This window comes from Planotetraspora sp. A-T 1434 (assembly GCF_025420585.1).
GTDB lineage: Bacteria > Actinomycetota > Actinomycetes > Streptosporangiales > Streptosporangiaceae > JAOEGB01.
In genome coordinates this window covers 45328-70488 of the sequence record NZ_JAOEGB010000026.1, presented here as the reverse complement: position 1 = coordinate 70488, position 25161 = coordinate 45328, and the positions used below count along the sequence as shown (strand labels likewise).

The 25161-nt window shown below is 67.2% G+C and carries 27 protein-coding genes and 2 tRNA genes; 20 read left to right on the top strand and 9 right to left on the bottom strand.

From position 1 onward, the window contains the following. Positions 1-8: 8 nt before the first annotated feature. The 3 genes from N5079_RS28370 (at position 9) to N5079_RS28360 (ending at position 1182) form a co-directional block, all read left to right on the top strand. Positions 9-83, top strand: a tRNA-Asp gene (locus N5079_RS28370). Between the two features lie 20 nt (positions 84-103). Further along, positions 104-177: transfer RNA gene (locus N5079_RS28365), tRNA-Phe, on the top strand. Between the two features lie 210 nt (positions 178-387). Beyond that, a complete protein-coding gene (locus tag N5079_RS28360) occupies positions 388-1182 on the top strand; it encodes a hypothetical protein (RefSeq protein WP_261587206.1) in 795 nt (264 codons plus the stop codon). 5 nt (positions 1183-1187) lie between these two features. Here the strand turns inward: N5079_RS28360 and N5079_RS28355 are convergent, their stop codons facing one another. The 3 genes from N5079_RS28355 to N5079_RS28340 form a co-directional block, all read right to left on the bottom strand. Then, complete coding sequence (locus N5079_RS28355; protein ID WP_261587205.1) at positions 1188-1403, bottom strand: tyrosine-type recombinase/integrase; 216 nt, start codon at positions 1401-1403, stop codon at positions 1188-1190. Between the two features lie 452 nt (positions 1404-1855). Then, a complete protein-coding gene (locus tag N5079_RS28350; protein WP_261587204.1) occupies positions 1856-2458 on the bottom strand; it encodes a hypothetical protein in 603 nt (200 codons plus the stop codon). A 699-nt stretch (positions 2459-3157) separates the two neighbouring features. Continuing rightward, the gene (locus tag N5079_RS28340) at positions 3158-3490 is read right to left on the bottom strand and encodes a zinc-binding dehydrogenase (RefSeq protein WP_410007838.1); all 333 of its coding nucleotides are present in this window, start codon (positions 3488-3490) and stop codon (positions 3158-3160) included. 631 nt (positions 3491-4121) lie between these two features. Here N5079_RS28340 and N5079_RS28335 point away from each other — a divergent pair. Then, positions 4122-6206, top strand: a complete 2085-nt coding sequence (locus N5079_RS28335; protein WP_261587203.1) for a prolyl oligopeptidase family serine peptidase — start codon at positions 4122-4124, stop codon at positions 6204-6206. Between the two features lie 111 nt (positions 6207-6317). On the opposite strand, the gene N5079_RS28330 is transcribed toward N5079_RS28335, so the two are convergent. After that, positions 6318-6770 (bottom strand): hypothetical protein, encoded by a 453-nt coding sequence (locus N5079_RS28330; RefSeq protein ID WP_261587202.1) that lies wholly within the window; start codon positions 6768-6770, stop codon positions 6318-6320. 40 nt (positions 6771-6810) lie between these two features. Continuing rightward, entirely contained in the window at positions 6811-7290 is a 480-nt protein-coding gene (locus tag N5079_RS28325) for a hypothetical protein (protein WP_261587201.1), read from the bottom strand. Positions 7291-7503: 213 nt separating this feature from the next. On the opposite strand from N5079_RS28325, the gene N5079_RS28320 reads away from it, so the two are divergent. From N5079_RS28320 to N5079_RS28295, 7 genes are all read left to right on the top strand, one after another. Next, a complete protein-coding gene (locus N5079_RS28320; protein WP_261587200.1) occupies positions 7504-8460 on the top strand; it encodes an ArsR/SmtB family transcription factor in 957 nt (318 codons plus the stop codon). 326 nt (positions 8461-8786) lie between these two features. Beyond that, positions 8787-10205, top strand: coding sequence for an amidase (locus N5079_RS28315; protein WP_261587199.1), 1419 nt, complete (start codon positions 8787-8789; stop codon positions 10203-10205). Further along, positions 10114-10491 carry a DUF4186 family protein gene (locus tag N5079_RS35660; protein WP_410007837.1) on the top strand — a complete coding sequence of 126 codons (378 nt, stop codon included), beginning with the start codon at positions 10114-10116 and terminating at the stop codon, positions 10489-10491. The genes N5079_RS28315 and N5079_RS35660 overlap by 92 nt, the downstream gene beginning before the upstream one ends. 471 nt (positions 10492-10962) lie before the next feature. Further along, entirely contained in the window at positions 10963-12729 is a 1767-nt protein-coding gene (locus N5079_RS28310) for a chitosanase (RefSeq protein WP_261587198.1), read from the top strand. 340 nt (positions 12730-13069) lie between these two features. After that, positions 13070-13321, top strand: coding sequence for a hexameric tyrosine-coordinated heme protein (locus tag N5079_RS28305; RefSeq protein WP_261587197.1), 252 nt, complete (start codon positions 13070-13072; stop codon positions 13319-13321). Positions 13322-13521: 200 nt separating this feature from the next. Continuing rightward, positions 13522-14208 (top strand): HAD family hydrolase, encoded by a 687-nt coding sequence (locus N5079_RS28300; protein WP_261587196.1) that lies wholly within the window; start codon positions 13522-13524, stop codon positions 14206-14208. Between the two features lie 15 nt (positions 14209-14223). Beyond that, positions 14224-14367, top strand: a complete 144-nt coding sequence (locus N5079_RS28295; RefSeq protein WP_261587195.1) for a WYL domain-containing protein — start codon at positions 14224-14226, stop codon at positions 14365-14367. Positions 14368-14373: 6 nt separating this feature from the next. On the opposite strand, the gene N5079_RS28290 is transcribed toward N5079_RS28295, so the two are convergent. After that, positions 14374-14964: a TetR/AcrR family transcriptional regulator gene (locus tag N5079_RS28290; RefSeq protein WP_261587194.1), complete on the bottom strand. Its 591-nt coding sequence runs from the start codon at positions 14962-14964 to the stop codon at positions 14374-14376. Between the two features lie 107 nt (positions 14965-15071). Here N5079_RS28290 and N5079_RS28285 point away from each other — a divergent pair, with 107 nt between their 5' ends. The 3 genes from N5079_RS28285 (at position 15072) to N5079_RS28275 (ending at position 16981) form a co-directional block, all read left to right on the top strand. Beyond that, complete coding sequence (locus tag N5079_RS28285; protein ID WP_261587193.1) at positions 15072-15815, top strand: SDR family oxidoreductase; 744 nt, start codon at positions 15072-15074, stop codon at positions 15813-15815. Positions 15816-15939: 124 nt separating this feature from the next. Further along, on the top strand, positions 15940-16347 hold the full coding sequence (locus tag N5079_RS28280) for an SRPBCC family protein (protein WP_261587192.1): 408 nt from the start codon (positions 15940-15942) through the stop codon (positions 16345-16347). A 43-nt stretch (positions 16348-16390) separates the two neighbouring features. Next, on the top strand, positions 16391-16981 hold the full coding sequence (locus N5079_RS28275) for a DsbA family protein (protein ID WP_261587191.1): 591 nt from the start codon (positions 16391-16393) through the stop codon (positions 16979-16981). Positions 16982-17186: 205 nt separating this feature from the next. On the opposite strand, the gene N5079_RS28270 is transcribed toward N5079_RS28275, so the two are convergent. Next, positions 17187-18119, bottom strand: coding sequence for a TIGR03620 family F420-dependent LLM class oxidoreductase (locus tag N5079_RS28270; RefSeq protein WP_261587190.1), 933 nt, complete (start codon positions 18117-18119; stop codon positions 17187-17189). 472 nt (positions 18120-18591) lie between these two features. Here N5079_RS28270 and N5079_RS28265 point away from each other — a divergent pair, with 472 nt between their 5' ends. The 6 genes from N5079_RS28265 to N5079_RS28240 all read left to right on the top strand — a co-directional run bounded on the left by N5079_RS28265 (position 18592) and on the right by N5079_RS28240 (position 22375). Further along, positions 18592-19164, top strand: a complete 573-nt coding sequence (locus N5079_RS28265; RefSeq protein WP_261587189.1) for a hypothetical protein — start codon at positions 18592-18594, stop codon at positions 19162-19164. A gap of 269 nt (positions 19165-19433) precedes the next feature. Continuing rightward, positions 19434-19907 (top strand): GAF domain-containing protein, encoded by a 474-nt coding sequence (locus N5079_RS28260; RefSeq protein ID WP_261587188.1) that lies wholly within the window; start codon positions 19434-19436, stop codon positions 19905-19907. A 109-nt stretch (positions 19908-20016) separates the two neighbouring features. Beyond that, positions 20017-20700, top strand: a complete 684-nt coding sequence (locus N5079_RS28255) for a GAF and ANTAR domain-containing protein (RefSeq protein WP_261587187.1) — start codon at positions 20017-20019, stop codon at positions 20698-20700. Positions 20701-20713: 13 nt separating this feature from the next. Continuing rightward, a complete protein-coding gene (locus N5079_RS28250) occupies positions 20714-21049 on the top strand; it encodes an STAS domain-containing protein (protein WP_261587186.1) in 336 nt (111 codons plus the stop codon). Positions 21050-21059: 10 nt separating this feature from the next. Beyond that, a complete protein-coding gene (locus tag N5079_RS28245; protein ID WP_261587185.1) occupies positions 21060-22112 on the top strand; it encodes a quinone-dependent dihydroorotate dehydrogenase in 1053 nt (350 codons plus the stop codon). Positions 22113-22171: 59 nt separating this feature from the next. Continuing rightward, the gene (locus tag N5079_RS28240) at positions 22172-22375 is read left to right on the top strand and encodes a heavy-metal-associated domain-containing protein (RefSeq protein ID WP_261587184.1); all 204 of its coding nucleotides are present in this window, start codon (positions 22172-22174) and stop codon (positions 22373-22375) included. Between the two features lie 137 nt (positions 22376-22512). Here N5079_RS28240 and N5079_RS28235 read toward each other — a convergent pair whose 3' ends face one another. Both N5079_RS28235 and N5079_RS28230 read right to left on the bottom strand, forming a co-directional pair. After that, complete coding sequence (locus N5079_RS28235) at positions 22513-24147, bottom strand: beta-N-acetylhexosaminidase (protein WP_261587183.1); 1635 nt, start codon at positions 24145-24147, stop codon at positions 22513-22515. 124 nt (positions 24148-24271) lie between these two features. Beyond that, a complete protein-coding gene (locus N5079_RS28230) occupies positions 24272-25120 on the bottom strand; it encodes an N-acetylmuramoyl-L-alanine amidase (protein WP_261587182.1) in 849 nt (282 codons plus the stop codon). Between the last annotated feature and the right edge of the window lie 41 nt (positions 25121-25161).

The window sequence follows — 25161 nt, the reverse complement described above, 5'->3', positions numbered from 1 at the left end:
AACATAGAGGTCCTGTAGAGCAGTTTGGAGTGCTCGCCACCCTGTCAAGGTGGAGGTCGCGGGTTCAAGTCCCGTCAGGACCGCGTACGGCGGCAGCCGCCGAGGTCAGGTAGCTCAGTTGGTACGAGCGTCCGCCTGAAAAGCGGAAGGTCGGCAGTTCGACCCTGCCCCTGACCACCCCATTGAACAGCCCAAACGCCCCGAGCGATCACGCTCCGGGGCGTTTTTGATCTCCAGTGACAGCAACGGCTGCGCCTTCGCGGCTCGGCCGTCCATGGAAGGCTGACACCTGTGTGGCTACTTCCTTGGCCCGTGGCGAAAGATTCAGACCATGGCACGGTGTTACCAAAGGCGCTTCGGACAGTTCGAGCCGTGGACACGGCCACGATGATCGAGTTGCTGCGTGAGACTTCACGCTCTGCCAAGCCGCAGGCCATTGAACTTTTGGCTGTTCATCTTGCTCCGAGTGGAACCCACTACGTGATCCCCTGGCCACGTAAGTCGTGGGATGCGCTCGTAGAAGGCTGCATTTCTGTGGCCATGGTCCTCAGGATGGACGACGGCGCGCTAATCAAGAGCGGGCTTCACAGGTCTGTACCTGTTGAACGTGTCCAGCAGCTTCCCCAGACGCTGTCACGGTGGGAGGAGTATCGGACAGCGCGGCGTGCGCGAGGCATAAGGCGGGACTTCCACGTGTGGTCCCGCGATCACCGGCACGACCACAGTTGCAAGCACACGCACTGCGTTGAACGACGTGAAGGCCACTGCTCCTGCTTCACGTTCTTGGAAGACATGCGGACAGCGCGTGACCGGCCCGCCGGATTGGAACGAGGGTCGGCACAGGAGGCCATAAGGCTCTTGATGGCCAGGGGATTCGTCGAAATCCGAGCCGTGAGCCACATCGTGAAGCGCGCGTTGGCTGCAGGGGAAACCGACGAGGCTCTGAAGCATCTGGAGCACTTGCGCATGATCGCGGACGTGTGTCACAACCTTCCGCAGGATTTCTACCCCAAGAGGCCGAAGATCCGTGAGCGGGAGGCCATCGAGAGCCTCCGATTCCACTTGCGGGAACTTGATCCCGATGATCGTGCTGCTCAATGGGTTGTGCGGCAGCTAGAAGACCAGGGATTTGACTACGTTCGTGTTCTCCGAGATCGGACCAAATGGAAGCACGCTCGGTAACGGCCTCACCGAGCGTGCTGACCATCAACTAGCGGTTGGCTATCCGAGGGCGTCGCCGAGCTTGCGCAGGGCAGTCCGCTTGTCGTCGAGGGAGCATGGGCGTAGATGGTCATGGTCACTTCGATGTCACTGTGGCCGACGATGTCGCGGACGACCTGGGGTGGGACGCCCAGGTTGAACAGCAGGGTCACGCAGGTGTGGCGAAGATCGTGAAACCGCATGTCGCCAAGGCCGGCGGACTTACGGATCGCTTACCAACTTCGCCGTAGGTCTGCCTGTGAGCGGCCCTTGACAACAACTGCCGTGATGATGAGTTTGGCCTTCGACACGGGCCGACTGTCGACCGCCCGTAGGTCCTAACTCCGCGTGTTTCCTATCTCTGGAGACATGCTCCACCGGGGTTTCCCATGTCTCGAGACACCCGTTTCCCCTATGTCCTGAACCAGAACACCACGCTCTCCGCTCAACCAGCTAAAACGGCGTCTGACCAGCTGCTTTGCGCTGGTCGGGTGCCGTTGATCGTTTCTAGGCTGGCAGCCGTAGGCCACCCTGAGCAGCCCTTGGCCGCTGTTCGCGGAATATATGCGGAATGATCTTGTGGGCGTTTCCGCAGGTTAACCCATAACCCAGGCAGTCCGGGTGGAGGGCTGGGCTTCCGCACTCTCGGTAGATCTCAGGCGATCAAGCGTGTGAGTGGATCTGTGGCCAGGCGACGGAGAGTAACGGCCGTTTGGGTCGCTTGGTCGGCGAAGGGCTCAGGGCGTATGCCGGCCTCGATTGCATGAGCGATGGCCAGAAGATCATCGGGTGGCATCAGCGGGGTACGGAAATCGCGGAGGTAGAGCCGTCCGCTGCTAGAGGGGGGCTCGAAGATCTGCAGGCAGGGGATTCGTCGGACGCCTGTGGCGTCGATCCGCACCTGCGCTGAGGAAAGGTCGAGGCGCTTGGCCCTCATGGCTCCCTGGATGACGAGCACCGTGCCAAGGAGGTCCGCGCGAAAGCGCAACACCTGCACGCTCAAGTAGGTCATCGCTAACAGGGGGAGGAGGCCGATCATTGCAACGCCCGCGAACAGGACGAGCACAAACGTAGTATCGCAGCCCAGTAAGTCCCGCATCTTCTCTTGCTGGCTTGGCGGAGCGTCGGGAATGAACTCGCAAATAACTGGTCCGCGCAAGGCTTCCTGGAGTGCCGATGACCGCACCAGCATGATCGTAAACGTAGCCAGGTAGAGGAAGAGGAGAACCGTGGCGGCCGGGATGGCGATCTTCGCCACGACGGACGGGCCAACATGGAGCCTTAAGGAGGGAGCGGACATGCGATCAAGGCTATAGATCTGATAGCTCTTTCGGATAGACGATCAAAGGCCGTCTGACACGCGGATGCCTGCGTGGCGCGATTGGGACTCTTCTAGACGAGGCACTGGCATACGGAGCGTGGTCCTGACCGACGCGCGGAATGCGTTGTACAGCCCGAGGATCACGACTTCGAATGTGTGACGATGTAGCGCCCGAGGGACCACTACGCTGGCTGATCATTAAGTAAGTGCGCGGCGATTCTTTGATTGGCGATTTCGGTGCCGCCGTCGATGCACGTAAACCTTCAGTAGCACGTCCACGCCGTGCCCTGCCCGCTCGGCCACGTCAGGGGCCGCCACTCCGGCATTGAGCCAGAGGCTTACCGCCGCGTGGCGCAGGTCGTATGGCCGGGCGGCCAGCGGGAGACTGCCTGCTCGGGAGCCAGCGCCAGAGCCCGCGCCGCCCTCCAGGCATCGCAGTAGGTCCCGATGGGGATCACCCCACCGCGCGAGGTCCGGGCAGCCACCGGGCGAGGAAGGTCACCGGGCACATGGAACACGCGAAGGACGGCTTGACCACGGGCTTCCGGCCCCATGGGAGTGCGAGTCGGCGGGCGCCCCAACCCCTGGGCGTCGGGAGCCGCCGGCTGCCGTCTCCGCCTGTGGGCTGCGGGAACGTCAGGCGACATCGACGACAACCTTGCCGCGCGCGTCACCCATCTCGACGATGCGGTGGGCGTTCGCGACGGTCTCGAGCGTGAAGCGGCGAGGATCCACCAGCGGCTTGAGCAGACCCTTGTCCGCGAGCGCGGTCGCCTCGGCCATGATCGCGCCGTGGTTCTCCCGGCCCCTGCCGGTGAGCATCGGCAGCAGGGTGAAGACACCGGAGTACGTCGCGCCGCGGAAGGACAGCGGGGCGATGCTGTGAGTGCCCCAGCCCAGGGCGCTCACCACGTGGCGGGTGTAGTGGCGCACGGCGGCAAAGGACGCGTCGAGGGTGGCACCGCCCACGGTGTCGAAGACGACGTCGAAGCCCTCACGCGCGGTGTGGGCGTCTCGCGGCGACGGCCGCGGCCACCGCGAGAGCTGTGATCACGATGGACGCGTCGGCCAGCATACGACGATCTCCCTGGCGTGCATGTGAAAGCTCCGTCAGCCCGGGATTTGTCTCGAAGGCTCTCAATTGCTTTGCGTGAAATCGAACTTCACATGGCATTTCAGTATGTCTTCTTCTCTTGCGCGAATGTTAGCAGATGGACAGTCAACGTGGCCGGCCGGTTCTCCGATCCGCGCGTGCCGAGGGTCCATGAGGGTTGAAGCTCGCTGTTGAAAGCGACGCCTGTGTTTATCGATCGCGGGCGCGGGGATAGCCATCGTCCGATCGCCCATTCCGGGCGAAACGACACATCCGGGAGGCTGACATGACCGGATACCTGCCGTATCGTGATTCCACTCCGACTTCCCGCATTGGGGGCGTACGCGGCTGGCAAGCGGACATTCTTCGCGGCCAGTCGTAACTGAGTGAGCCGAGGTACTGCGGTGCGTACTGACCGCGGTACCTCGACCTTATGGCAAGCGGGACGAGGTTCGGGGGGCGTTTGTGGCGCGATTGTTTTACCCTGCCGCTTGGCGAAGTGATGTGGTGGAGAATCTATTCGGAATTTCGGTTTCCGATCCCTACCGGTGGTTGGAAGACGGCAATGATGCGCGCGTGCGGGACTGGGCGGCGGCCCAGGATGGTCTCTTCCGCGCGTATCGCGCCGGATGGCATGAGAAGCAATTGTGGGCGTCTTTGGTGGATCAGGTGTCATCCTTCGGTGTGTCGGAGCCTCCGACGGTGCGTGGTTCGGTCATGTTCCTTGCCGAGCAACTCCGTGGGGATGAGCAACGGCGTCTGCTGGTTGTTGACGCCGAGGGGAACAGGCGGGTGCTGGTCGATCCGGTAGAGATCGATCCGTCCGGCCATACCGGGCTGTATGCCTGGTGGCCCTCGCGTGAGGGCGAACGTGTGGCTGTCCAGATGGAGGTCGCCGAGCAGCCCGGCAGCGACATCGTGGTGCTGGACGTGCGTACCGGCAAGCCGGTGGACGGGCCGTTGCCACGCGCCCGTAACACCTCGCTTGCCTGGCTGCCGGGAGGGGATGCGTTCTACTACGTCAGCCGTGTTCCCGATGAGGAACTGGCCTCCGGCGACATGCGTCTGCAGCGGCGGGTGAGGTTGCATCGGATCGGATCGCCCTGGCAGGCCGACGCGGTGGTGTTCGGCGGCGACGATGCCCCAGACCACTATTACGGGCTCACGGTCAGCGCCGACGGCCGTTATCTGGCGATCACTGCGATGGTCGGGCCCGCCTCACACAACGATGTGTACGTGGCCGAGCTCATCGATCCGAAAGCGCCGCATTTCGTCAAGATCGTGGACGGACAAACCGTACGCGCCCGTGTTCTCCCGCGCTTCCTCGCTGACAACGATCTGCTGCTGGTCACCGACCACCAGGCCCCGTGTGGCCGCATCTGTGTGGCGCACCGGCACGATACCGACCCGGCCGCATGGCGGACGCTGGTAGCCGAAGACCCCGAGGCTCCCTTGGACGAGTGTCTGGTCCTGGACGACCCGGCACTTTCGCGGCCTCTTTTGCTGGTCGCACGCGCCCGCCACGGCACCTCCACCCTGACACTGCACGACCTGGCCAGTGGCCGGCCGCTCACCGGTCTGCCACTTCCCGGCGCGGGCATCGTGTCATCCCTGCGCTCGAACATCCCACACGGACGTCACGCATGGTTCAGCTACTGCGACGCGACCACACCCCCCACCATCTATCGCTACGACGCCACGAGCGGGCAGATGGAACAGGAAACCGGCGCCACAACAGCCGGACATGCTCCAGAAATCCGCAGCCACAGCGTTCGCTATCAGGCCGCCGACGGCACCGAGATCACGCTGTTCCTGTTCACCCCGGCTGAGGAACATCAGGGCCCCCGCCCCACCATCCTTTACGGCTACGGCAGCTTCGGCATGCCGATGCGGCCATGGTTCTTCCCCATGGCAGCCGCATGGGTCAGCGCCGGCGGCACCTACGCGGTCGCCTGTGTACGCGGAGGCGGCGAAGAAGGCCAACACTGGCACGACGCCGGCCGTGGACCACACAAACACCGCGCGGTCAGCGACTTCAACGACGCCGCGGCCTGGCTCATCGACACCGGTCGAACCACCCGCGACCAACTGGCGATCTTCGGCCAATCCGCCGGCGGACTACTGGTCACCGCCGCCGCCACAAAGCGACCAGATCTGTACGCCGCGGTCATCGCCGAAGGCCCGCTGTGTGACATGGTGCGCTACGAACACTTCGGCCTGGGATGCACATGGACGGAGGAATTCGGTACCGCTTCCCAACCCGAACAGCTGCAATGGCTACTCACATACTCGCCCTACCACAACATCACTCCCGGAGCCCCCTATCCCGCATTCCTCCTCACCGGCGCGGTAACCGATCTGCAGACCGGAGAGGCCCACGTCACCAAAATGTGCGCGGCCCTCCAACACGCCACCAGCGGCGACCGGCCGATTCTTATGCGTCGAGAACCCGACACCGCCCACGCCGCATCTCCCGCGAGCAAAGAGCGCGCCTTGAGCGCGGACATCCTGGCCTTCGCCGGAAAATACACCGGTCTATCACTGCGAAAAACAACAATGAGTCTTCACGAGACCGCCGTGGAACCACACTGAGAACGGCCACGCGGCACAACCCCGCCTGCCGTACTCGGAAGGCGGGGTTCGCTGGGCGGAGCCGCTGCGGAAGCCGTCCACACCGAGACGTCCTCCGCTTGAGGGCACTTCCTAATTGCTGTTGTACGCGAGAGATCCGATGGTCCAGGAGGCGCATGTCAGGGAGTTGCACGCCCCGACGGCGATCTCTACGTGCCAGTTCGAGCCGAGACGGGTGTCACTTCCGCTGAAGGACGAGCCCGTGTGGCACCCGTTGGGGTTGTTGTGATCCCTGCTCCATGCCTGCCCGAAGGGCGTGTACGGGGTGCTGATGACGAAGCGAGCGGCCCTGCCGTCGCATTTGGTGTCCCTGAGCACGCCGTTCCAGTGCGCCTTCCCGTCGCTGCAGCTCGGATAGAACGTGACGTCGGCGGAGGCGACGCCGCTGTCCGAGTTGAGCGTCGTAGATTTTCCGCCTGAGCACGTGTACGCGTTCGCCGGTGTGCTTACCGCCGTCAGGAGCGTGGCGGACAAAACCAACGCGGCCACGGCGGCGATCGACCGGTATATCCAAGTTCTTGACATCCTAAATTTCCTGCCCTGAGTGATCACATGCTGGATGGGTCTAGTACGAGTACGAGAACGCGCGGTCGTAGTAGGTGCTGCAGGACAGGCTGCTGCAGGCCCAGATCGTGCTGACCATTCTGAAGTCGTAGTTCCCGTACGAGGAGCTGCTCCGCTTCAGGATGATCTCCGGGTAGGTCGCCCAGTTGCCGCAGCCGTTCACGGAGTAGGTCGAGGAGCCGGACATGAAGGTCCAGGAGGCTCCCGATGTTCTAGCTCTCTTCTGAATGGTGAATTTGAGGTGCGCGCTCCGGTTGTCGCAGTTCGTGTCGCGTAGCGTGCCGCTCCAGATATGGACGGCTCCGTCGCTGCAGACATCCCAGGCGAATGTCGTGGACGCCACGGGCGTGGAGACGTCTTCGAACGGTCCTGAGCAGTCCGCCGCCGCCGCGGGGGCGGACTGCAGGAAAACGAGGAATCCGGAAGCGACAGCAGCCGATATCAGGGAGCTGAAAAGCCTCTTCCCGTGTCTCGATTTCATGAGTCTCCTGTGTTTGATCGATCGGGGATACCGACAGATGGGGACGGATATGGCGTTCGAGGAACGCGGGGACAGGCGGACGGCCATGCCCTCGCCGTGGGGCTTCTACGACGGCCGCCTTTTCTGCGAAGTGAGACTGACATGGCCGCATTCCAGCGGACAACACCTTTCAGTCCTGGCCGAAAGGTCCTTTCTGTGCCAGGATCGATCGATGTGATCAGTCTCTGGTTCTCCGACGCTGACCTGCGGAAAATCACGCTGGCGCCGACGCCGAACGCCCTCTGGGAGACAGTGCTCAGCGTGCGCCGGCTGCGGACTGGGTCGGTGGGCGGGAGGCGATCACGGCCGGGGACGGAGCGCAGGATCGATGCGACCCTCGCACCAGGGATGCTCCTCGATCTGCTGCCACCGGGGCGCTTCCTACCGGACTTCCTGTTGCAGCCGGCGGCCGATGACTTCGCGACAGGCGTCGAAATGGCCGTCCAGACACCTGCTGCGCAACTGGCCGACGACCTGAGCCGGCTGCCCTCCGCTTCCCGGGCGAGCCGCTTGGTCAGGGAACTCGCGGCGGGCACTGGGGCAGCCCGGGAAATCCTGGCGAACGATCTGCGAGTCCGTCACCGCTCAAACCTCGAACCGGTCTGGTCCGAGGTGCGGGCCAACGCCGTCGCCGACCGCTCTCTGCGCGCGGAGACCCTGCTCCGCGGAGGGGTCGACGCCTTTCTCACCACGCTCAACCCTCTCTGGGTGTGGCAGCCGCCGGTGCTCCGCGTCCCATCGCAGTCCACGGCTGACATTCCGCTGTGCGGTCGCGGGCTGCTGCTGATCCCGTCGTTCTTCGCACCGGGGCCGACAGTGATGTACAGGCCGGACCAGTCGACCGTGCTGACGTATCGGATGTACAGCGGAGAGCGCCCCGGCGGCTCGGCCGACGCCCTGGGCCCTCTGCTCGGCCGTACCCGGGCGGCCGTCCTGGCCGGCCTGCGTGATCCGGCGACGACCACCGCCGTGGCCGAGCGAGTCGGCATCTCCCTGGCCTCCGCCAGCCAGCACGCCACGGTCCTGCGAAACGCCGGGCTCGTATCGACCGCCCGCCTCGGCGGCGCTGTGCTGCACACCCTGACCCCACTGGGGGAGGCACTCCTCGCCGGGGACTCCGCCGCCGGCTGAAGAGAGCGCGGAGAAGCGCCACAGCCGTGCCTTCATCTCGTACGGCCCGCTGAAGCGACCTCGAATTCAGTCGACAGGGGAGACGGCCGCTGTCAGCATGGGTCTCGATGTCCCGAGCGTAGTAACACCTCGATCACTAGCGGGGGGATGGTCCCCGGAGCCGCAGGCCCCGGCGCAGAGACCGTCGCCCTGTTGAGGCTGCCGGTCGTCAGCAGCGCCTTGGCGTACCACGCGCTGCTCATCCATCTGGACGACAAGGGTTCCGACTACGGAACCACCTGTGATCGATGTGCTGGCGTCGAGGACGCCGAAAGAGGACTCTTCAAATGGAACTTCACGACTACGCGAAGCATGACGCTGTCGGACTCCGCAATCTGATCAGGGCGGGCGAGGTCACCGCCGACGAGGTCGAGGCCGTTGCCCGCCAGGCCCTGGAAGTGGCGAACGCCGAGGTCAACGGCCTGGCGTTGCCGGTGTTCACCCCAGCGCTCGACCACGCGGAAGACGGGCCCTTCGCCGGAATACCGTTCCTGATCAAGGACCATGGGCCGGTGGCGAAGGGGGTCCCGTTCTTCCTCGGAAGCCGTTCCCTTCCGGGCATCGTCGCCTGGCACGACAGCGATCTGATGACTCGCTTTCGTGCCGCTGGCCTGGTCACTCTGGGCCTGACCACCGTGCCGGAGTTGGTGATCAGCTTCTCCACCGAATCGGTCAAGTACGGGCCGACCCGCAACCCATGGGATCTGGAGCGGGGGGTGGGCGGGTCGAGCGGCGGCGCCGCCGCCCTGGTCGCCGCCGGTGCCGTGCCAGTGGCTCATGGCAGCGACGGAGCCGGGTCCATCCGGATTCCGGCGTCCTGCTGTGGGCTCGTCGGGCTCAAGCCAAGCCGCGGCCGAGTCCCATGCGGGCCCGACCTGGGAGAGGCGATGCTCGGGATGGCGTACGAGTTCGGGCTGACGCGTACCGTCCGCGACGCCGCCCACCTCCTGGACGCCGTCCAGGGGCCCGGTGTAGGGGACAAGTACACCGCGCCGCCCCCACACGGCCGGTATACCGATGAACTGGGGGCCGACCCCGGCCTGTTGCGGGTGGCGGTGACCACCAAGGCATGGTCGGGCGTCGTGGTAGACGGCCAAGTGGCCGCTGCGACGGTCCAGGTCGGCCGCATGTTGGAGCAAATGGGTCACACCGTCACCGATGCCAGTCCGGTCATCGATTGGGACGCCGTCCTGCAAAGCATGGTGGCCGAAGCCGTCGCCATCGCCTCGATGCTGCTCAGGGCCCCGAGACAACCCGACCCGGCCAGGATGGAAGCCGTCTCCAGGCGGCTTCTGCAAGTGGCGAGGGAGTACAGCGCGCTGGACATGATGGCCGCGTTCGACGCGCAGAACCGGGTGACCCGATCGGTGGGCGCGTTCTTCACCGAGTACGACCTGCTTGTCACTCCGACACTGGGCCGGCTCCCGGCGCCTCACGGCACCTTGCGTTACGACGACCCCGGTCCCACGGTGACGAGCTGGCTGCAGTCGATCTTCGACTACGGCCCGTTCACCATGGTGTTCAACATCTCCGGTCAGCCCGCGATCAGCCTGCCGTTGGGCCACGGAGACGGCGGACTGCCGATCGGGGTGCAGATCATTGCCCCGTACGGCCGTGAAGATCTGCTGTTCCAGATCGCCGCCCAGCTGGAACAGGCTATGCCCTGGAAGCACCGGACTCCCCAAGTCTTCACTGGAAAGCACTGACAGGGACGGCTTCGCAGGCCCGCTCTGCTCAAAGGGGCGGGCCTTGCACTCGCGTCGCCCAGCACGCACCGCCACCTGCTGCCGTACGTGCCTGCAACGCCGGCACGACATCCCCAAGGGCAGGGAGCTGACCCCGGAGGAATGGGCGTACGCCGTGGACGTCATCTGCCGCTGGATCAAGCGCGAGATCGAGTCACCCGCCGGTTGGCGGGCTTCGTCCAGGATCAGCCGGGCCAGAACGGTGGTTCAGGTCGCGTGGCCGCAGGCGATTCGGTCACGAATGTAGGAAGTCCTGACAACAATCAAGCAGTAGGCGTTACATCCTTTGACCTGGCCAAGGTCAACGCCCTCTTACTCGTCCCAACCTTTAAGGTCACGTCTGGATAGGCCTTGCGCAGGCCCAATACGGTTCTCTAGCATCGCGTGCAGGTTAGGAAGCTTTCCTAACTGCCATGGACGCAACTTGTGGTCAGCGACTGTCTGTCCGGTTCGTTGCCGCAGACCGTCAGCGCCATCCGGGCTCCGCCCACCGGTCAAGAGGAAGAACCGGCCGAACCACCCGATCACCCACCGGCTAACCCCGCAGCCGGAAAGGGGCATCCCCCCGACCAAAGGACCGCCATTGTCCTCCTCGAATAGAGCTCGTTCCGCAACGAGTCACACACCTTTCCCTCAGGGCCGCCGCGGATGGCGCCACCGCCTGTCGGCGGTAGCCGCCGCCACCATCGCCCTGGCTCTCCAGCCCGTCCTGCTCCCCGTGTCGAATGCCGCGACCGCCGCCGTGGACACGCTTTTGTCGCAGGGCAAGCCGGTGACCGCGTCCTCGACCGAGTCCGCCGGGTTCGCCGCGAGCAACGCCGTCGATGGGAGCACCACCACCCGATGGGCGTCTGTCGAGGGTCATGACCCCGAGTGGGTCCGCGTCGATCTGGGGGCGTCCTCGAACGTCACCCGGGTCGTGTTGAACTGGGAGGCGGCCTACGGCAAGTCGTACAAGATCCAGACGTCGCCTGACGGCACCACCTGGAGCGACATCTTCTCCACCACCACCGGCAACGGCGCGACCGACGATCTGACCGTCTCCGGCACCGGCCGCTACGTCCGCATGTACGGCACCGCCCGCGGCACCACCTACGGTTACTCGCTGTATGAGTTCCAGGTGTACGGCACCAGCGGCACCGGCTCGACCCCCACGCCGACGCCGACCCCCACGGTCACGCCGACCCCCACGGTCACGCCGACCCCCACGGTCACGCCGACGCCGACGGTCACTCCGACTCCCACACCGACAGCGACACCGACCGGCCAGGTCACTCTGCTGTCGCAGGGCAAGCCGGCGACCGCGTCTTCGACCGAGTCCGCCGGGTTCGCCGCGAGCAACGCCGTCGATGGGAGCACCACCACCCGGTGGTCGTCTGTCGAGGGTCATGACCCCGAGTGGGTCCGCGTCGATCTGGGGGCGTCCTCGAACGTCACCCGGGTCGTGTTGAACTGGGAGGCGGCCTACGGCAAGTCGTACAAGATCCAGACGTCGCCTGACGGCACCACCTGGAGCGACATCTTCTCCACCACCACCGGCAACGGCGCGACCGACGATCTGACCGTCTCCGGTACCGGCCGCTACGTCCGCATGTACGGCACCGCCCGCGGCACCACCTACGGTTACTCGCTGTATGAGTTCCAGGTGTACGGCACCAGCGGCACCGGCTCGACCCCCACGCCGACGCCGACCCCCACGGTCACGCCGACCCCCACGGTCACGCCGACGCCGACGGTCACTCCGACTCCGACTCCGACTCCGACGTCGACCAGCGGCGTGGACCTGACTGACCCGCGCAAAAAGGAGATCGCGATGGAGCTCGTCTCCAGCGCCGAGAACTCCTCGCTGGACTGGAAGGCCCAGTACAAGTACATCGAGGACATCAAGGACGGCCGCGGCTACACCGCCGGCATCATCGGCTTCTGCTCGGGCACCGGCGACATGCTCGACCTCGTCGAGCTCTACACCAGCCGGGTTCCCGGCAACGTGCTCGCCAAGTACCTGCCCGCCCTGCGCAGCGTCAACGGCACCTCCTCGCACACCGGCCTCGACCCCAACTTCCCGGCCGACTGGGCTCGCGCCGCGGCGGACCCGGCGTTCCAGAAGGCGCAGGACGACGAGCGCGACCGGGTCTACTTCAACCCGGCCGTCTCCCAGGCCAAGGCTGACGGGCTGCGCGCGCTCGGCCAGTTCATCTACTACGACGCGATCGTCATGCACGGCCCGGGCACCGACAGCGTCAGCTTCGGCGGGATCCGTGCCACCGCGATGAAAAATGCCAAGACCCCGGCGCAGGGTGGCAACGAGACGACCTACCTCAACGCCTTCCTGGACGCCCGCAAGGCCGCCATGCTCACGGAGGCGGCCCACGACGACACCAGCAGGGTCGACACCGAGCAGCGGGTCTTCCTGCAGGCGGGCAACTTCAACCTCAACCCGCCGCTGGACTGGCACACCTACGGCGACGCCTACCACATCTCATAACCGGCGGCACAGCGGTGGGCGGGCCTGCGCCGTGAGCAGGCCCGCTCGGGAGACAGCCAAGGCGTCACGCACCACGGTGGCCCATGGCTGACCGTCGGATACAGCGGCCTCGCAGGGCCCGGAGCAGGGCCCTGCGAGGCCGTTTCACGTCAGGACCGACGTCCTCTCGCACGGTACGGCGGGACCTCAGTCGTGGGGCAGTCGAATGACTCAAGCGGTCACGCGCCCGTGGAACGACCCTGGGAACAGACCAGAACGCGCGGCGACGGCGGGGTCCGAGCGGCCCAGATGCCGCAGACCGCGCATGTCGCCCCAGCTCGCGCCAGAAAGGCGGACCAGCATGACCCGTGTACCCGACGAGGCCCTCGATCTCATCCCCGGTGGCACGCTCATCACGGCCACACCGGCGGAGGGCCGGGCGCTCGCGATCGCGATCGTCCGCAACACCGTCCACAACATCCAGCCGGAGCTGGAGGCGCTACAGGCGGGCCGTCCCCAGTACGCGACCGACGCGGCCCGCCTCATCGCCGCCACCCAGGTCGTGTCGCTGGAGTTCGCCACGATCGCGGCGGCCAACAACTACTGGCGCTGACGACATGGCCGGCGCTCCCCTCAGGGCGGATCGATCAGCCACGTCGAGCTGCGCTGCTCGGCGTGCGACGGGCCGATGCGCGCAGGTGACATCGACGTGCTACCCGGCCCCGGCGCAGCGCCCGAGGTCGCCTCGGCGTAATCACCACGATTGGAAGGCCGGCCGTTCGGCCCCTGCCGTTTGTTAGGTTGTTCTCCGATATGAGCGCATCCATAGAGCTGGTCATATTCGACTGCGATGGCGTCCTGGTGGACAGCGAACGCATCGCGGTCCGCGTCGACCGCGTGATTCTGGAGCAGGCCGGTCTCAGGCTGTCCGAAGAGGAGATAATCGAGCGATTCGTCGGCCGTTCGGATCAGGTATTCATCGCGGCCATCGAGGAGCACATCGGCGAGCCGCTTCCAGACGGGTGGCTCAACCGGTTCGATGCGGCCTACAGGGACGCCCTGGCCTCCGAGCTCACTCCGGTTGACGGGATCGTCGACGCTCTGCGGGCCATTCCTTATGCGAGCTGCGTGGCCTCCAGCGGATCCCACGAAAAGATGCGCTTCACTCTCGGGCTGACGGGCCTGTATCACTTCTTCGAAGGCCGGATCTTCAGCGCGACCGAGGTGCGGAAGGGCAAGCCCGCTCCAGACCTGTTCCTGCATGCGGCCCGGGCGATGGGGGTGGACCCGGCTGCATGCGTGGTCGTCGAGGACAGCCGATATGGGGTTCAGGCCGCTCGCGCGGCAGGGATGCGCGCGTTCGGTTTCACGGGGGGCCTTACACCGGCTGCGATGTTGCAGGGCGCGAATACGGTCCTCTTCGACGACATGCGCGACCTTCCCCAATTGCTGGCCGTGGCGGCATCCGTTAAGCCCGTCTCTGCTCCCACCGTGCTCTGAGCCGGGGAGCGCGCGGTGGTCCCGATCGAATCGCTCGAACATGCCTGTACGGAGTTCCTCAGGCTGAGAGCCGAGGTGGAGGTCCTGGAGCCGCGGGAGCTCCGTGAGCGGCTGACGGCCACGGTACGTGCCCTGGCCGGGCGCTATCTGGCGGACTGAGGTCTCCTACTCCCAGGGGAGTCGCTTGAGGGCCACCTGGATCATGGCGTCGAGCTCGTCCTGAGGGGTTCCGGAGGCCGCTTCGACGGCGATTCCCTGGGCGAGGACGGAGATGTACTTCGCCAGGTCGTACGGCTCGACGTCCTCGGGCAGAGACCCGTCCTCCCTCGCCTGCTCGAATCGCCGGCGGAGCAGGGTCTCTCCAGCCGCGCGCCGCTTGGCGGTCTCCTGCCGGGCGCACTCAGACCCGTCGCCGGACACGAGGGCGCCGTGGACGAGCAGGCACCCGGCGGGTGTGCCCTCCTTCGTGGCGGCGTCGACCGCGCCGCGCAGCCACGCCTCGATGACGCCGCGCACGGTGGGCCGGGCCAGGGCCTCCCCGGTGTAGGTGAACACCGTGCTGGTGTAACGGTCGAGAACCTGCTGGTAGAGCCCTTCCTTGGACCCGAACGCGGCGTAGATGCTGCCCGGCTTCAGGTTCATCGCCGCGGACAGGTCGGCCATCGTGGTCCCTTCGTACCCCTTGGACCAGAACACCGCGAGTGCCGCGTCCAGTGCGGCCGTCGTGTCGAAGGCCCGCGGGCGTCCCCTCGGCATGCCACCCCCACGTATTTTTGAGCAGGCAATCAAGATATCACTTGACAGGCGTACGGCAGGCTGAAATATTGAGTGATCGTTCAACAAATACTGACGAGGGAGTCACCATGGAACACACCTTGAGCGGCAAGGTCGCCATCGTCACGGGCGGATCGCGGGGCATCGGAGCGGCCATCGCCCGTGCGCTGGCCCGTCAGGGAGCCGCGGTCGCGATCACCTACAACGCCTCCGCCGACCGGGCCAAGACCCTGACCGAGGACATCAACGCCGAGGGCGGCCAGGCGATCGCGATCAAGGCCGACGCGGCCGACCGCCACGCCGTACAGGCGGCCGTCGAGGAGACGGTGCGGCGCCTGGGCCGGCTGGACATCCTGGTCAACAACGCGGGGGTGATCGGCGCCGGCCCGATCGAGGAGATCACCGAGGACGGCTACGACAACACGGTCGCGGTCAACCTGCACAGCGTCTTCTTCGCCAGCCAGGCCGCCCTCCGGCACATGGGCGGCGGAGGCCGGATCATTACCATCGGCAGCATCAACGCCGACCGCATCCACTTCCCCGGCGGAACCGTCTACGCCCTGACGAAGGCGGGGGTCGCGGGCTTCACGCGCGGACTCGCACGGGAGATCAGCAGTCGCGGCATCACCGTCAACACGATCCAGCCCGGCCCCGTCGACACGGAGATGAACCCGAAGGACGGGCCGTTCGCCGCGAGCACGAAGGCCTTCATCGCCGCCGACCGGTACGGCACCGCCGACGAGGTCGCCAGTCTCGTCACCTACCTCGCCGGCCCCGACGCCGCGTACATCACCGGCGCGACGATCAACGTCGACGGCGGATACGCGGCCTGACCTCGCCCTCGGCGCCAGCTGGAACGGCGAGATCCGCACCGGCACGACCGCCCGGCTTGGATGGAGCCCCCGCTATGGGGGTAGGGGGCGGTTGATGAGTCGCAAGGATGAGGAGTGACGCCATATGTCCGAATTCGAGCGTTCCCGCAGGATGCCGGCCTCCGCGGAGCGCGTGTTCGACGTCGCGTGCGATGTGGATCGGCTTGACCTGTGGCTGCCGCGCGACATCCACGTGCGGCCGGACGATCTGCCCGCGGTGACCGTTCACGAGGACGACACGGGGAGAGACGCCCGCGGCCTCCTGAACGAGGAGCGCGACCAGCTCCGGATGGAGTGGGGGACCCGTGACGACAACCGGTACGCCGGGTGGCTCCAGGTGGCGGGCATCCACGACGAGAGCAGCGATGTGACGGTTCACCTCTCCTTCTTCGAGGAGGAGCACGTGCCTCCCGCCGAGGTGCTCGACAAGGCGCTCGACGAGAGCCTCGAGCGGCTGGAGGAGCAGGTGCGCCAGGCTCGGGGCGCCGGCTGACATCACCCGTCCCGCCCAGAAGCGAATTGGCGAGGAGGAGCATATGAGCACACACGTACGCAGGGCACCGGTGCCGCGCCGCGTGCCGGCGGGCGCCTCCATGGTCGGCGACGGCATCGCCGTGGGCGAGGGAAGGGTCACCGTCGACGTCTACATCGACTTCCAGTGCCCGTTCTGCAGGGCGTTCGAGGAGGCCGCGGGGGCGACGCTGCGGAGCGCGGTGGACGATGGGCTGGCCACGATCGTCTACCACCCGATGGCCTTCCTCGACCAGCTGTCGACCAACCACTACTCATCCCGGGCGGCCAGCGCCTCGGGCTGCGCCTCGGACGGCGGGCGGTTCGTGGAGTACGCCGACGCGCTGTTCGCCAACCAGCCGCCGGAGGGCGGGCCCGGCCTCCTGGATGACGAGCTGGTCGAAATCGGCCGGTCAGTAGGCCTGGATACGCCGGCCTTCGCCCAGTGCGTGCGCGACCGGGCCTACCACGACTGGGTGGCGTACGTGACCGAGAGGGCGATTGAGCGCGGGGTGAGCGGCACGCCGACGGTCCTCGTCCAGGGCGTCCCGGTTCCGGCGAACCGCCGGACGATCGCGGCCGCGATCGCGGCGGCCGTGCGGGAGTCCTCCGGATGAGCGGCCGTGCCCGGCGGCAGGGGGGTCTATTGCCTGCCGTCCTCCGCGGGCGGCGGTTCCACCGGAGCCGTGGACGGCTCGGGGAGCGGCGGGCTCGATGACGACGCCCTCGGCCCCGCCAGCCTGAGGACCTGCCGGATCCAGGCTTCCAGGCCCGTCGGATCCGGTGGTGTGAACGCCGGCGTCTCGCCGGGCCCCGCCGTACTCACCGGCTCAGCCCATGAAGAGCCGGGGCCAGCAGCCGGAGATGCTCCAGCTGCTCGGCGAGCGTGGCCGCGATGGGCTGGACGCAGACATGGTCGGCGCCGGCCTCGTGGTGGGTTCGGACGCGCCCGGCGAGAGTCTCCGGGTCGCCCCACGGGACCACCGCGTCGATGAGCGCGTCGCTGCCGCCGCCATCGAAGTCCCGATCGGAGAAGCCCAGCTCGCGCAGGTTGTTCACGTAGTTGGGCAGGGCCAGATAGGTGGCGGCGTACTTCCGGGCGGTCGCCCGCGCCGCCGCGGGATCGGTGCCGACCACGACTGCCTGCTCGGGTGCGAGCACCGGCCCGGGGCCGAGGATCTCCCTGGCGTGGGCGGTGTGCTCGGGGGTGACGAAGTAGGAGTGCGCGCCCTGGGCTCGCGTGGCCGCCAGCTCCAGCATCTTGCGCCGGAGCGCCGCGAGGACCCGGGGCGGCTCCTCGGACAGCGGAGCCGGGAACGAGGCCGCGTCCATGGCGTCGAGGTAGTCGCGCATGGCCGCGACCGGTTTGCCGTAGTCGTGGCCCCGGGTGGTCACCAGAGGAGCGTGGCTGACCCCGAGACCCAGGACGAACCGGTTTCCCCAGGCGTCCGCGAGCGTTCTGGCCCCGTTGGCCGCCGCGACCGCGTCACGCGCGTAGATGTTGGCGATGCCGGTGGCGACCTGGAGCCGCTCGGTCGCCGCCAGCAGGAGGGCGGCGTGGGTGAGGGCCTCCCGGCCGGCCGGGGTCTCGCCGATCCACAGCGTCGTGTAGCCGAGCCGCTCGATCTCCGCGACGGTCCGCCGCGCCTCGTCCACAGGGGCCGCCGAAAGCGACGCCAGCCACACGCCAGTGCCGCCGAGGCGCTGCTTGAGGGCGGACGGGTCCACGCGCTGTGGGGTGGGGCGATCGGCCATCCAGGTGCTCCTTGTCTGTCGCAGCCCGGCCACGGTCGTCACGGCAAAGCGGGTGATCTCTGCTGAAAGCCACTGCATCCCCGCAGGTCAGCCGATCAGATGGACGGGCGTCTGGGGGTCAGCATCGCACCGCCGATCCCTCGACCGGGAGCAGGACGGGCTGATCGAGTTCCGTGTCGGCCGATCGCCGAGGCCGGACTCGAAGCCCGCTACGGCGAAGTTCGAGATGAGATGCGTCGTTAGACCTGTATTAAATATTTTGTCCCACAATAATCTACCTTTTCCATCTCCGGGTTGCCGGGCAGGGTGTGCGCTCGATGGGAGTGCCGGTACCCGCCCCGGACGCCGGTCGTTCCAGCCAGGGCTCAAGAGACGGCAAAGGCATGTCGCGCCGGTTCGTGTCGTGGCGGCGAACCCCTTGGCCCGCGTGTGTCCTGAGACCCGTGCTCGCCAACTTCCCTGGAGGCCGAAGATGAAGAAACTGCTGTGTGCCGGCGCGGTCACGATTGGCTTGCTGGCGTCCGGCTGCGGCGGTGCCGACGAAAAGAACGCCGCCAGCCCTGTCGCCGCGGACGAGTACAACGCGTCGCCGACGGAGCCGATGACGTCCCCGTCGGAGACCGGCATGACGTCGCCGGGTTACTCGGCGTCGCCCACCTCGCCCCTGCTGCTGTCCCCGACGGGCCCGGCGAAGATCGACGTGGCGGAGACCAAGCTCGGCAAGGTCCTGGTCGGGCTGGAGGGCCGTACGCTCTACCTCTTCACCAAGGACAAGAACGGCAAGTCGACGTGCGTGGGCGCCTGCGCCACGGCGTGGCCCCCGGTGCTCACTCTCGGCAGGCCCCAGGCGGGGACCGGCGTGCGGGCGGACCTCATCGGGGGGTTCAAGCGCGAAGACGGCATGACGCAGGTGACCTACAACAACCACCCGCTGTACTACTACGCCAAGGACGAGAAGGCCGGCGACACCAAGGGCCAGGGCGTCAAGGACTTCGGCGGGGAGTGGTACGCGGTCACCCCTGAGGGGAAGAAAGCGAAGAAGTAGGCGACAGCGGGACCGCTCAGGCCCCGCCCGCCGTACCACGACAGCCCCGGAGCGCCGCCCGCTCCGGGGCTGTCTCCGTTTCACCCCCGATCCTCCGTTCAACCCCCACCCTCCGGATGCGCGGTTCCGGGCCGCCTCTCCGTACGGCTCAGCCAAGCCTTGAAGTAACAAAGTGGGGTTCGCATGGCCGGGGCTCCTGAGAGCCCACTAGGCTTAGTGATGAATTCCGCCCTGTGTCCGCGGCCGCTTCAACATGGAGATGGCATGCGATGGGACCAGACGCGCCGCTAGTTCTTGAAAACGTTCTCGTAGGCATGGCCGACCTCTTCGGGGTCGACGGAGCCGCGCTCATGCTGTTCGACGGGCAGGACCGCCTGCGCGCGATCGGCGCCTCCGACGACGACGGCATCCTGCTGGAGTCCGCCCAGGAGTCCGTCGGCGACGGCCCGGCGATAGCCAGCGCGGCCTGTGGTGACTCTGTCGCGATCAACGACCTGCATGCGGCGACCCCGTTGGGGTTCCCTCATGTGGCCGCCCATGCCATGCCGGTTCGCGCCGTGCTGTCCGTGCCGCTCATCGAGGGCTCGGAGCTCATCGGCGTCCTGGACTTCTACGCCCGGATCGGGCGCGATTGGGACTGCGCCGAGGTGGAGACGGGTTCCCGTCTCGGCGAGCTCATGGTCATCGTCCTTCAGGTCCTGGCGGAGAGCAGGACTGATTCCTTCCCGTTTGGGCAGGTGTGATGGCCAAGTCGCTAACTCTCCACGACCGCGCCGGCGCAGGGTGAGGTTCACGAGAGGACATGGAATGACCCATATCGATCCGGAGGCGCTCGTTGCCAGCCTACGGCGTTTGCAGAAGAACACAACGGCGACGGGGATCGTGCATCACCTTGAGCGCATCGTTCAGGTAGTTGATCGGATCTTTGGATACTCCGGGGCCGGGCTGATGTTCGCCGAGGAGGATCGCACGCTCCGTTATCTCTTCGCTACGGACGAGCGTGGCCGCAGTTTGGAGCGTGCCCAGGCGGTGACGGGCCAGGGGCCCTGCGTCGCCGCGTACGCGGACGATGCCGCCGTGACGACCGTTGACGTGCGAAGCGATCCTCGATGGCCCAGGCTGCCCGAGTTGCTCCACCCCGAGGTCCGTGCCGTCGCGGGGGTGCCGATCCGGCTTGGCGGTGTGCCGGTGGGAACGCTGAACGTATATCAGGACACCGTGCATGATTGGGAGGAGTCGGACACTCAGGCGCTCCACGCCTACGCCCATGTGATCGAGCAGGTTCTCGTCGCCTCGATGGAGGCGGACGAGAAGGCCGAGCTCGCCGACCAGTTGCAGTACGCGCTGGATTACCGAGTGGTGATCGAGCGCGCCATCGGATACCTCATGGGGAAGCACGACCTGACGGCTTCGCAGGCGTTCACGGGTCTGCGCAAGCAGGCCAGGGACAGCCGGCGGAGAGTTTCCGACCTCGCGGCCGAGCTGCTGGGAGAGCAAGGACCGCAGAATGTTGCGAACACAGATCACGCCGTCTGAAAACCGGATTCGGATGGCGGTTCACGGCGACCTCGATGTGATGGGCGCCGGGGAGTTTCGCAGCTGCCTCTGCGACGTCCTCCGGACGTACCGCCCCGGACAGGTCGACATCGACCTGTCCGGGGTCGACTTCATCGACTGCTCCGGCTGCCGGACGCTCCTCTGGGCCGACATGCGGGTGCGAGGGCGGGGCGGGACGATGGCCGTCGTCCGCCCGTCCTCGCTCGTCCTGCGCCTCCTGCGGCTCCTGGAGTTCGACCGGGAGCTGTCGATCCGGACCTCGCAGGACGGGGACCTGACCACGCTCGGCCTCGAGGTGAATCCCCGACCGAACCGACCCAGGCGATAGTCTTGCCGCGATGTATCGATTCGTGTTCACGCAGGTCCTCAGCCGCTTCGACGCGGAGGCCGTCCACCATCTCACGCTCAGGCTACTCCGCCTGCTGGCGGTGCTCCCGCTCGTGAAACGGGTGCTGCACGATCTGTTCGCCCCGCATGACGAGGCGCTCCGGATCCAGGCATTCGGCGTCCACTTCCCCGGGCCACTGGGGCTTGCCGCCGGCTTCGACAAGGACGCCGGCTGCTTCGAGTCGCTCGCGGCCTTCGGCTTCAGCCACGTCGAGGTGGGCACGGTGACCGCGCAGGCGCAGCCCGGCAACCCCCGGCCTCGCCTGTTCCGCCTCGTGGAAAGCCGGGCGATCATCAACCGGATGGGCTTCAACAACGCCGGAGCGGCGGCCGCCGCCAGGCGGCTGCGCAAGCCGCGCGGCGTTCCGGTCGTCGTCGGGGTCAACATCGGCAAGACCAAGGTCGTGCCGGAGGCGGAAGCCGTACAGGACTATGTGGCCGGCGCGCGGCAGCTCGCGCCTTTCGCGGACTACCTGGTGGTCAATGTCAGCTCGCCCAACACGCCGGGGCTGCGCAACCTCCAGGCGGTCGAGCTGCTGCGTCCGCTGCTGGCCGCCGTCAAGGAGGTCGCCGGGCGGACGCCGTTGCTCGTGAAGATCGCCCCGGACCTGGCCGACGAGGACATCGACGCCGTGGCGGAGCTGGCGGTCGATCTCGGCCTGGCCGGGATCATCGCCACCAACACCACGATCAGCCGCGCCGGCGTGCCGAGCACCGAGACGGGAGGGCTCTCGGGGCGTCCGCTCAAGCAGCGCTCGCTGGAGGTGCTGCGCCGGCTTCGCAAGAAGACGGGCGACCGGCTCACGCTCGTCTCCGTCGGCGGTGTGGAGGACGTCGACGACGTGTGGGAGCGGCTGCTCGCGGGCGCGACGCTCGTGCAGGGCTACACCGGCATGATCTACGAGGGCCCTTTGTGGGCGTCCCGGATCCACCGCCAGCTCTCCCGCCGCGTCCGCCGCCACGGATACACGTCGATCCGCGAGGTCATCGGCAAGACCGCCTAAGGACGCGACATCAAATGCAATACCCTTGGGGGGTACCTTGACGCGCCTTGGAGGATGACATGAGCGTGAAGACCTACACGGTTCACGGAATGACCTGCGGCCACTGTGTGAGCTCGGTCAAGGAGGAGGTCGGCGAGATCGCCGGCGTGACCGGGGTCGAGGTCGACCTGGCCACCGGCCGGCTGGACGTCATCGGCGACGGCGTGCCCGACGAGGCCGTACGGCTGGCCGTCAAGGAAGCCGGATACGAGATCGCCGCCTGACCCCCCCACCCCTCCGCGTGATCATGCACGGGTTCCCGCGCAGGTCCGCGACCTGCGCCAACCCCCACGGTGATCATGCACGGGTTCCCGCTCAGGCCGCGGGACCTGCGGGCACCCGCGCCGTGATCATGCACGTGTCACATGCTCGGCCGGGTGGAGTCGGCCGAGTGGGTCATCTCGTCGAGGTGCTTCATCACGTCATGCACTGGGACGACTCCTGGCCGGTGCCGCCGCCACCCCGTGCCGCCACGCTGCCACGGCCGAGGACCCGCCGGCGGGCGATACTCCACCCCGAAAGCGTCCAGCCGTACGAGATGGGCGTCCAGGCGCGGGAGGAAGCCGGGCTCGGCTGGCCCGCCCGTCCACGTGATCTCGGCCGCCGCGCAGCCCCGGGGCCAGGCGCGGTAGTCGAGCGTCCGGCCGTCCGGGATGCGCTCGCTCCAGAGCTGGAACTGCGCGCCCAGCATCCGGGCGCGCTCCTCCGGCGTCCACTCCGCGGGCGCGGGAGCGAAGGCGGCGACGTCGGCGACCGTGAGGGCGTCCCCGATGCCGACCGGCTCCTCCGCCGACGACGCCTCGGCGTAGTCGAAGTACATCGGGAACACGGGCGTGGCCACCACGTCGTGACCCGCGGCGGCCGCCCGGCGGCCCACCGCCTCGCCGCGCCACGGCATGACGACCGTGTCCTGCCGCAGCATGCCGCTGACGAACGCCTCGTCCCACACCACGGCCCGGATCCCCCGCTCCGCCAGCACGTCCGCCAGCCGCCGCAGGAACCAGGCGTGCAGGTCGGCCGGGGCCTCCAGGCCCAGCTCGGCCTGGTACGCCGAGATCTCCGCCGAGGTGGCCCAGTCGTCGAGCACGCACTCGTCGCCGCCGAGGTGGAAGTACGGCACGTCGCCCAGCGCCTTGATGATCTCGTCGAACACAGTGGTGAGGAACTCGACGGTCGGCGGCAGCGGCGAGAGGATCGCGGGCGAGATGCCCCACCGGTCCAGCACGTGATAAGTCTCGTCCGGCTTCGCGCCGAGCGACGGGTACGCCGCCAGGATCGCCGAGGCGTGCCCCGGCACGTCGATCTCCGGGACGACCGTGACCGCTCGCGCCCGGGCGTACGCGGCGATCTCCGCCAGATCGGTCAGGGTGTAGTAACCGCCGTGCGGCACGCCATCGAAGGTCGGCTCCTCGCCGAAGAAGCTCGTCGTCGTCTGGGCGCGGTGGGAGCCCACCTCGTGCAGGCGCGGGAAGGCCCGGCTCTCCACCCGCCACCCCTGGTCGTCGACGAGGTGCAGGTGGAGCCGGTTGAGCTTGTGCAGGGCAAGCAGGTCGATCAGCCGCAACACTTCCCGCTTCGGCAGGAAATTTCGGGCTATGTCCATATGAGCGCCGCGCCAGGAGAATTCGGGAGCGTCCTCAACGCGGCCACAGGGGACGGTCCAGGACGTTCCAGGCAACGCCGTTGAGCGGAACGCCTCCGCGGGCATGAGCTGCCTCAGCGTCTGCCCAGCGTAGAACGCACCGGCCCGGTCCCCGGCCGTGATTCGCACCGCCTCCGAGGTGATCGCGATGGCGTACGCCTCGGCTCCCAGGCCGGCGTCGTGTTCCACGCTCACCGCGGCCCCGGCCTCCGCCGGTCTCAGGTCGAGCACGGCAAGCGCGAGCCGTACGGCATCCACCAGCTCGGCAGTGCCGGAGATGGCGGCGCCGGGAGCGAACTCGAACGATCCCGGCGCACTGTCAGCAATGCGCGGGCGGGGAAGCAGGTCATCCATGCCTCAGATCATGCCAAACGTCTTCAACTCGCACAGCCCGCCGGGGCGTGCATGATCACGCCCAGGAAAGGGCCAGGCGGGAGGGGGTGAGCGGGAACCTGTGCATGATCACGGCCAAGGGGGGTTAGGCGAGGTAGGCCTGGAAGGCCTTGGCGAGGGAGTCGGCGACGCGCTGGCGGAACCGCGGGTCCTTCATTTTGGCCGCGTCGCCCGTGTTGCGCATGTTCCCGCACTCGATGAACACCTTGGGGACCTTCGAGAGGTTCAGCCCGCCCAGGTCGTCACGGTAGTCGAGCGCGTTCTTGCCGATATACGTCGAGTACGGCACGCCGGTCCCGGCGTGGTACGCGTTCCGGATCAGCAGGCCGAGCCTCCTGGAGTCGTCCACGACCGGGTCGACCGGGCCGTTGATCTTCTTGGGGATGATGACGTGGAAGCCGTGACCGCTCGCCGGAGCGCCGTCCCCGTGGATGGAGATCGCGGCGTCTGCCTTGGCGCGGTTCCCGATCGCCGCCCGCTCGGTGATGCACGGCCCGACGCTCGTGTTGTCCTTGCGTGTGAGCTTCACCGTGGCGCCCGCGGCCCGCAGGTCCTTGGCCAGCCGGTTGGAGACGTCCCAGGTGTAGGCGGCCTCGCTGTAGCCGTCGTTGGTCGACGTGCCGGTGGTGTCGCACGCCTTCCACTGGGTCAGCACGTTGACCTGCTTGTTGATGATCTCCGGATGCCGGTAGTTGCCGCCGTTGTGGCCCGGGTCGATCACGATGACCTTGCCGGCCAGGGGCTTCGCCTTCGCGGCGGGCGTGCCGGCCGTACGCGCCGAGACCTGACTCACCGCGCCGGCCGTCTCCGGCCCGGTGTTCCGCGCGGCGTCGGGCATGGTCGCGTCCGCGTCCGAGCTCGCCGCGCCGCCGCAGGCGACGGCTCCGAGCCCGCACAGGCCCAGGACTGCGGCGGCAAGTGGTCGACTGATCACGGCGGGTCCCTTCGCGAGGTCTGTCGGCATCCAACCTACGT

Coding starts and splice junctions, on each gene's coding strand:
- N5079_RS28360 (WP_261587206.1), top strand. CDS start 388: ATGATCGAGTTGCTGCGTGAGACTTCACGCTCTGCCAAGCCGCAGGCC.
- N5079_RS28355 (WP_261587205.1), bottom strand. CDS start 1,403: ATGCGGTTTCACGATCTTCGCCACACCTGCGTGACCCTGCTGTTCAAC.
- N5079_RS28330 (WP_261587202.1), bottom strand. CDS start 6,770: ATGTCAAGAACTTGGATATACCGGTCGATCGCCGCCGTGGCCGCGTTG.
- N5079_RS28325 (WP_261587201.1), bottom strand. CDS start 7,290: ATGAAATCGAGACACGGGAAGAGGCTTTTCAGCTCCCTGATATCGGCT.
- N5079_RS28315 (WP_261587199.1), top strand. CDS start 8,787: ATGGAACTTCACGACTACGCGAAGCATGACGCTGTCGGACTCCGCAAT.
- N5079_RS28305 (WP_261587197.1), top strand. CDS start 13,070: ATGACCCGTGTACCCGACGAGGCCCTCGATCTCATCCCCGGTGGCACG.
- N5079_RS28300 (WP_261587196.1), top strand. CDS start 13,522: ATGAGCGCATCCATAGAGCTGGTCATATTCGACTGCGATGGCGTCCTG.
- N5079_RS28290 (WP_261587194.1), bottom strand. CDS start 14,964: ATGCCGAGGGGACGCCCGCGGGCCTTCGACACGACGGCCGCACTGGAC.
- N5079_RS28285 (WP_261587193.1), top strand. CDS start 15,072: ATGGAACACACCTTGAGCGGCAAGGTCGCCATCGTCACGGGCGGATCG.
- N5079_RS28280 (WP_261587192.1), top strand. CDS start 15,940: ATGTCCGAATTCGAGCGTTCCCGCAGGATGCCGGCCTCCGCGGAGCGC.
- N5079_RS28275 (WP_261587191.1), top strand. CDS start 16,391: ATGAGCACACACGTACGCAGGGCACCGGTGCCGCGCCGCGTGCCGGCG.
- N5079_RS28270 (WP_261587190.1), bottom strand. CDS start 18,119: ATGGCCGATCGCCCCACCCCACAGCGCGTGGACCCGTCCGCCCTCAAG.
- N5079_RS28265 (WP_261587189.1), top strand. CDS start 18,592: ATGAAGAAACTGCTGTGTGCCGGCGCGGTCACGATTGGCTTGCTGGCG.
- N5079_RS28260 (WP_261587188.1), top strand. CDS start 19,434: ATGGGACCAGACGCGCCGCTAGTTCTTGAAAACGTTCTCGTAGGCATG.
- N5079_RS28250 (WP_261587186.1), top strand. CDS start 20,714: ATGGCGGTTCACGGCGACCTCGATGTGATGGGCGCCGGGGAGTTTCGC.
- N5079_RS28245 (WP_261587185.1), top strand. CDS start 21,060: ATGTATCGATTCGTGTTCACGCAGGTCCTCAGCCGCTTCGACGCGGAG.
- N5079_RS28240 (WP_261587184.1), top strand. CDS start 22,172: ATGAGCGTGAAGACCTACACGGTTCACGGAATGACCTGCGGCCACTGT.
- N5079_RS28235 (WP_261587183.1), bottom strand. CDS start 24,147: ATGGATGACCTGCTTCCCCGCCCGCGCATTGCTGACAGTGCGCCGGGA.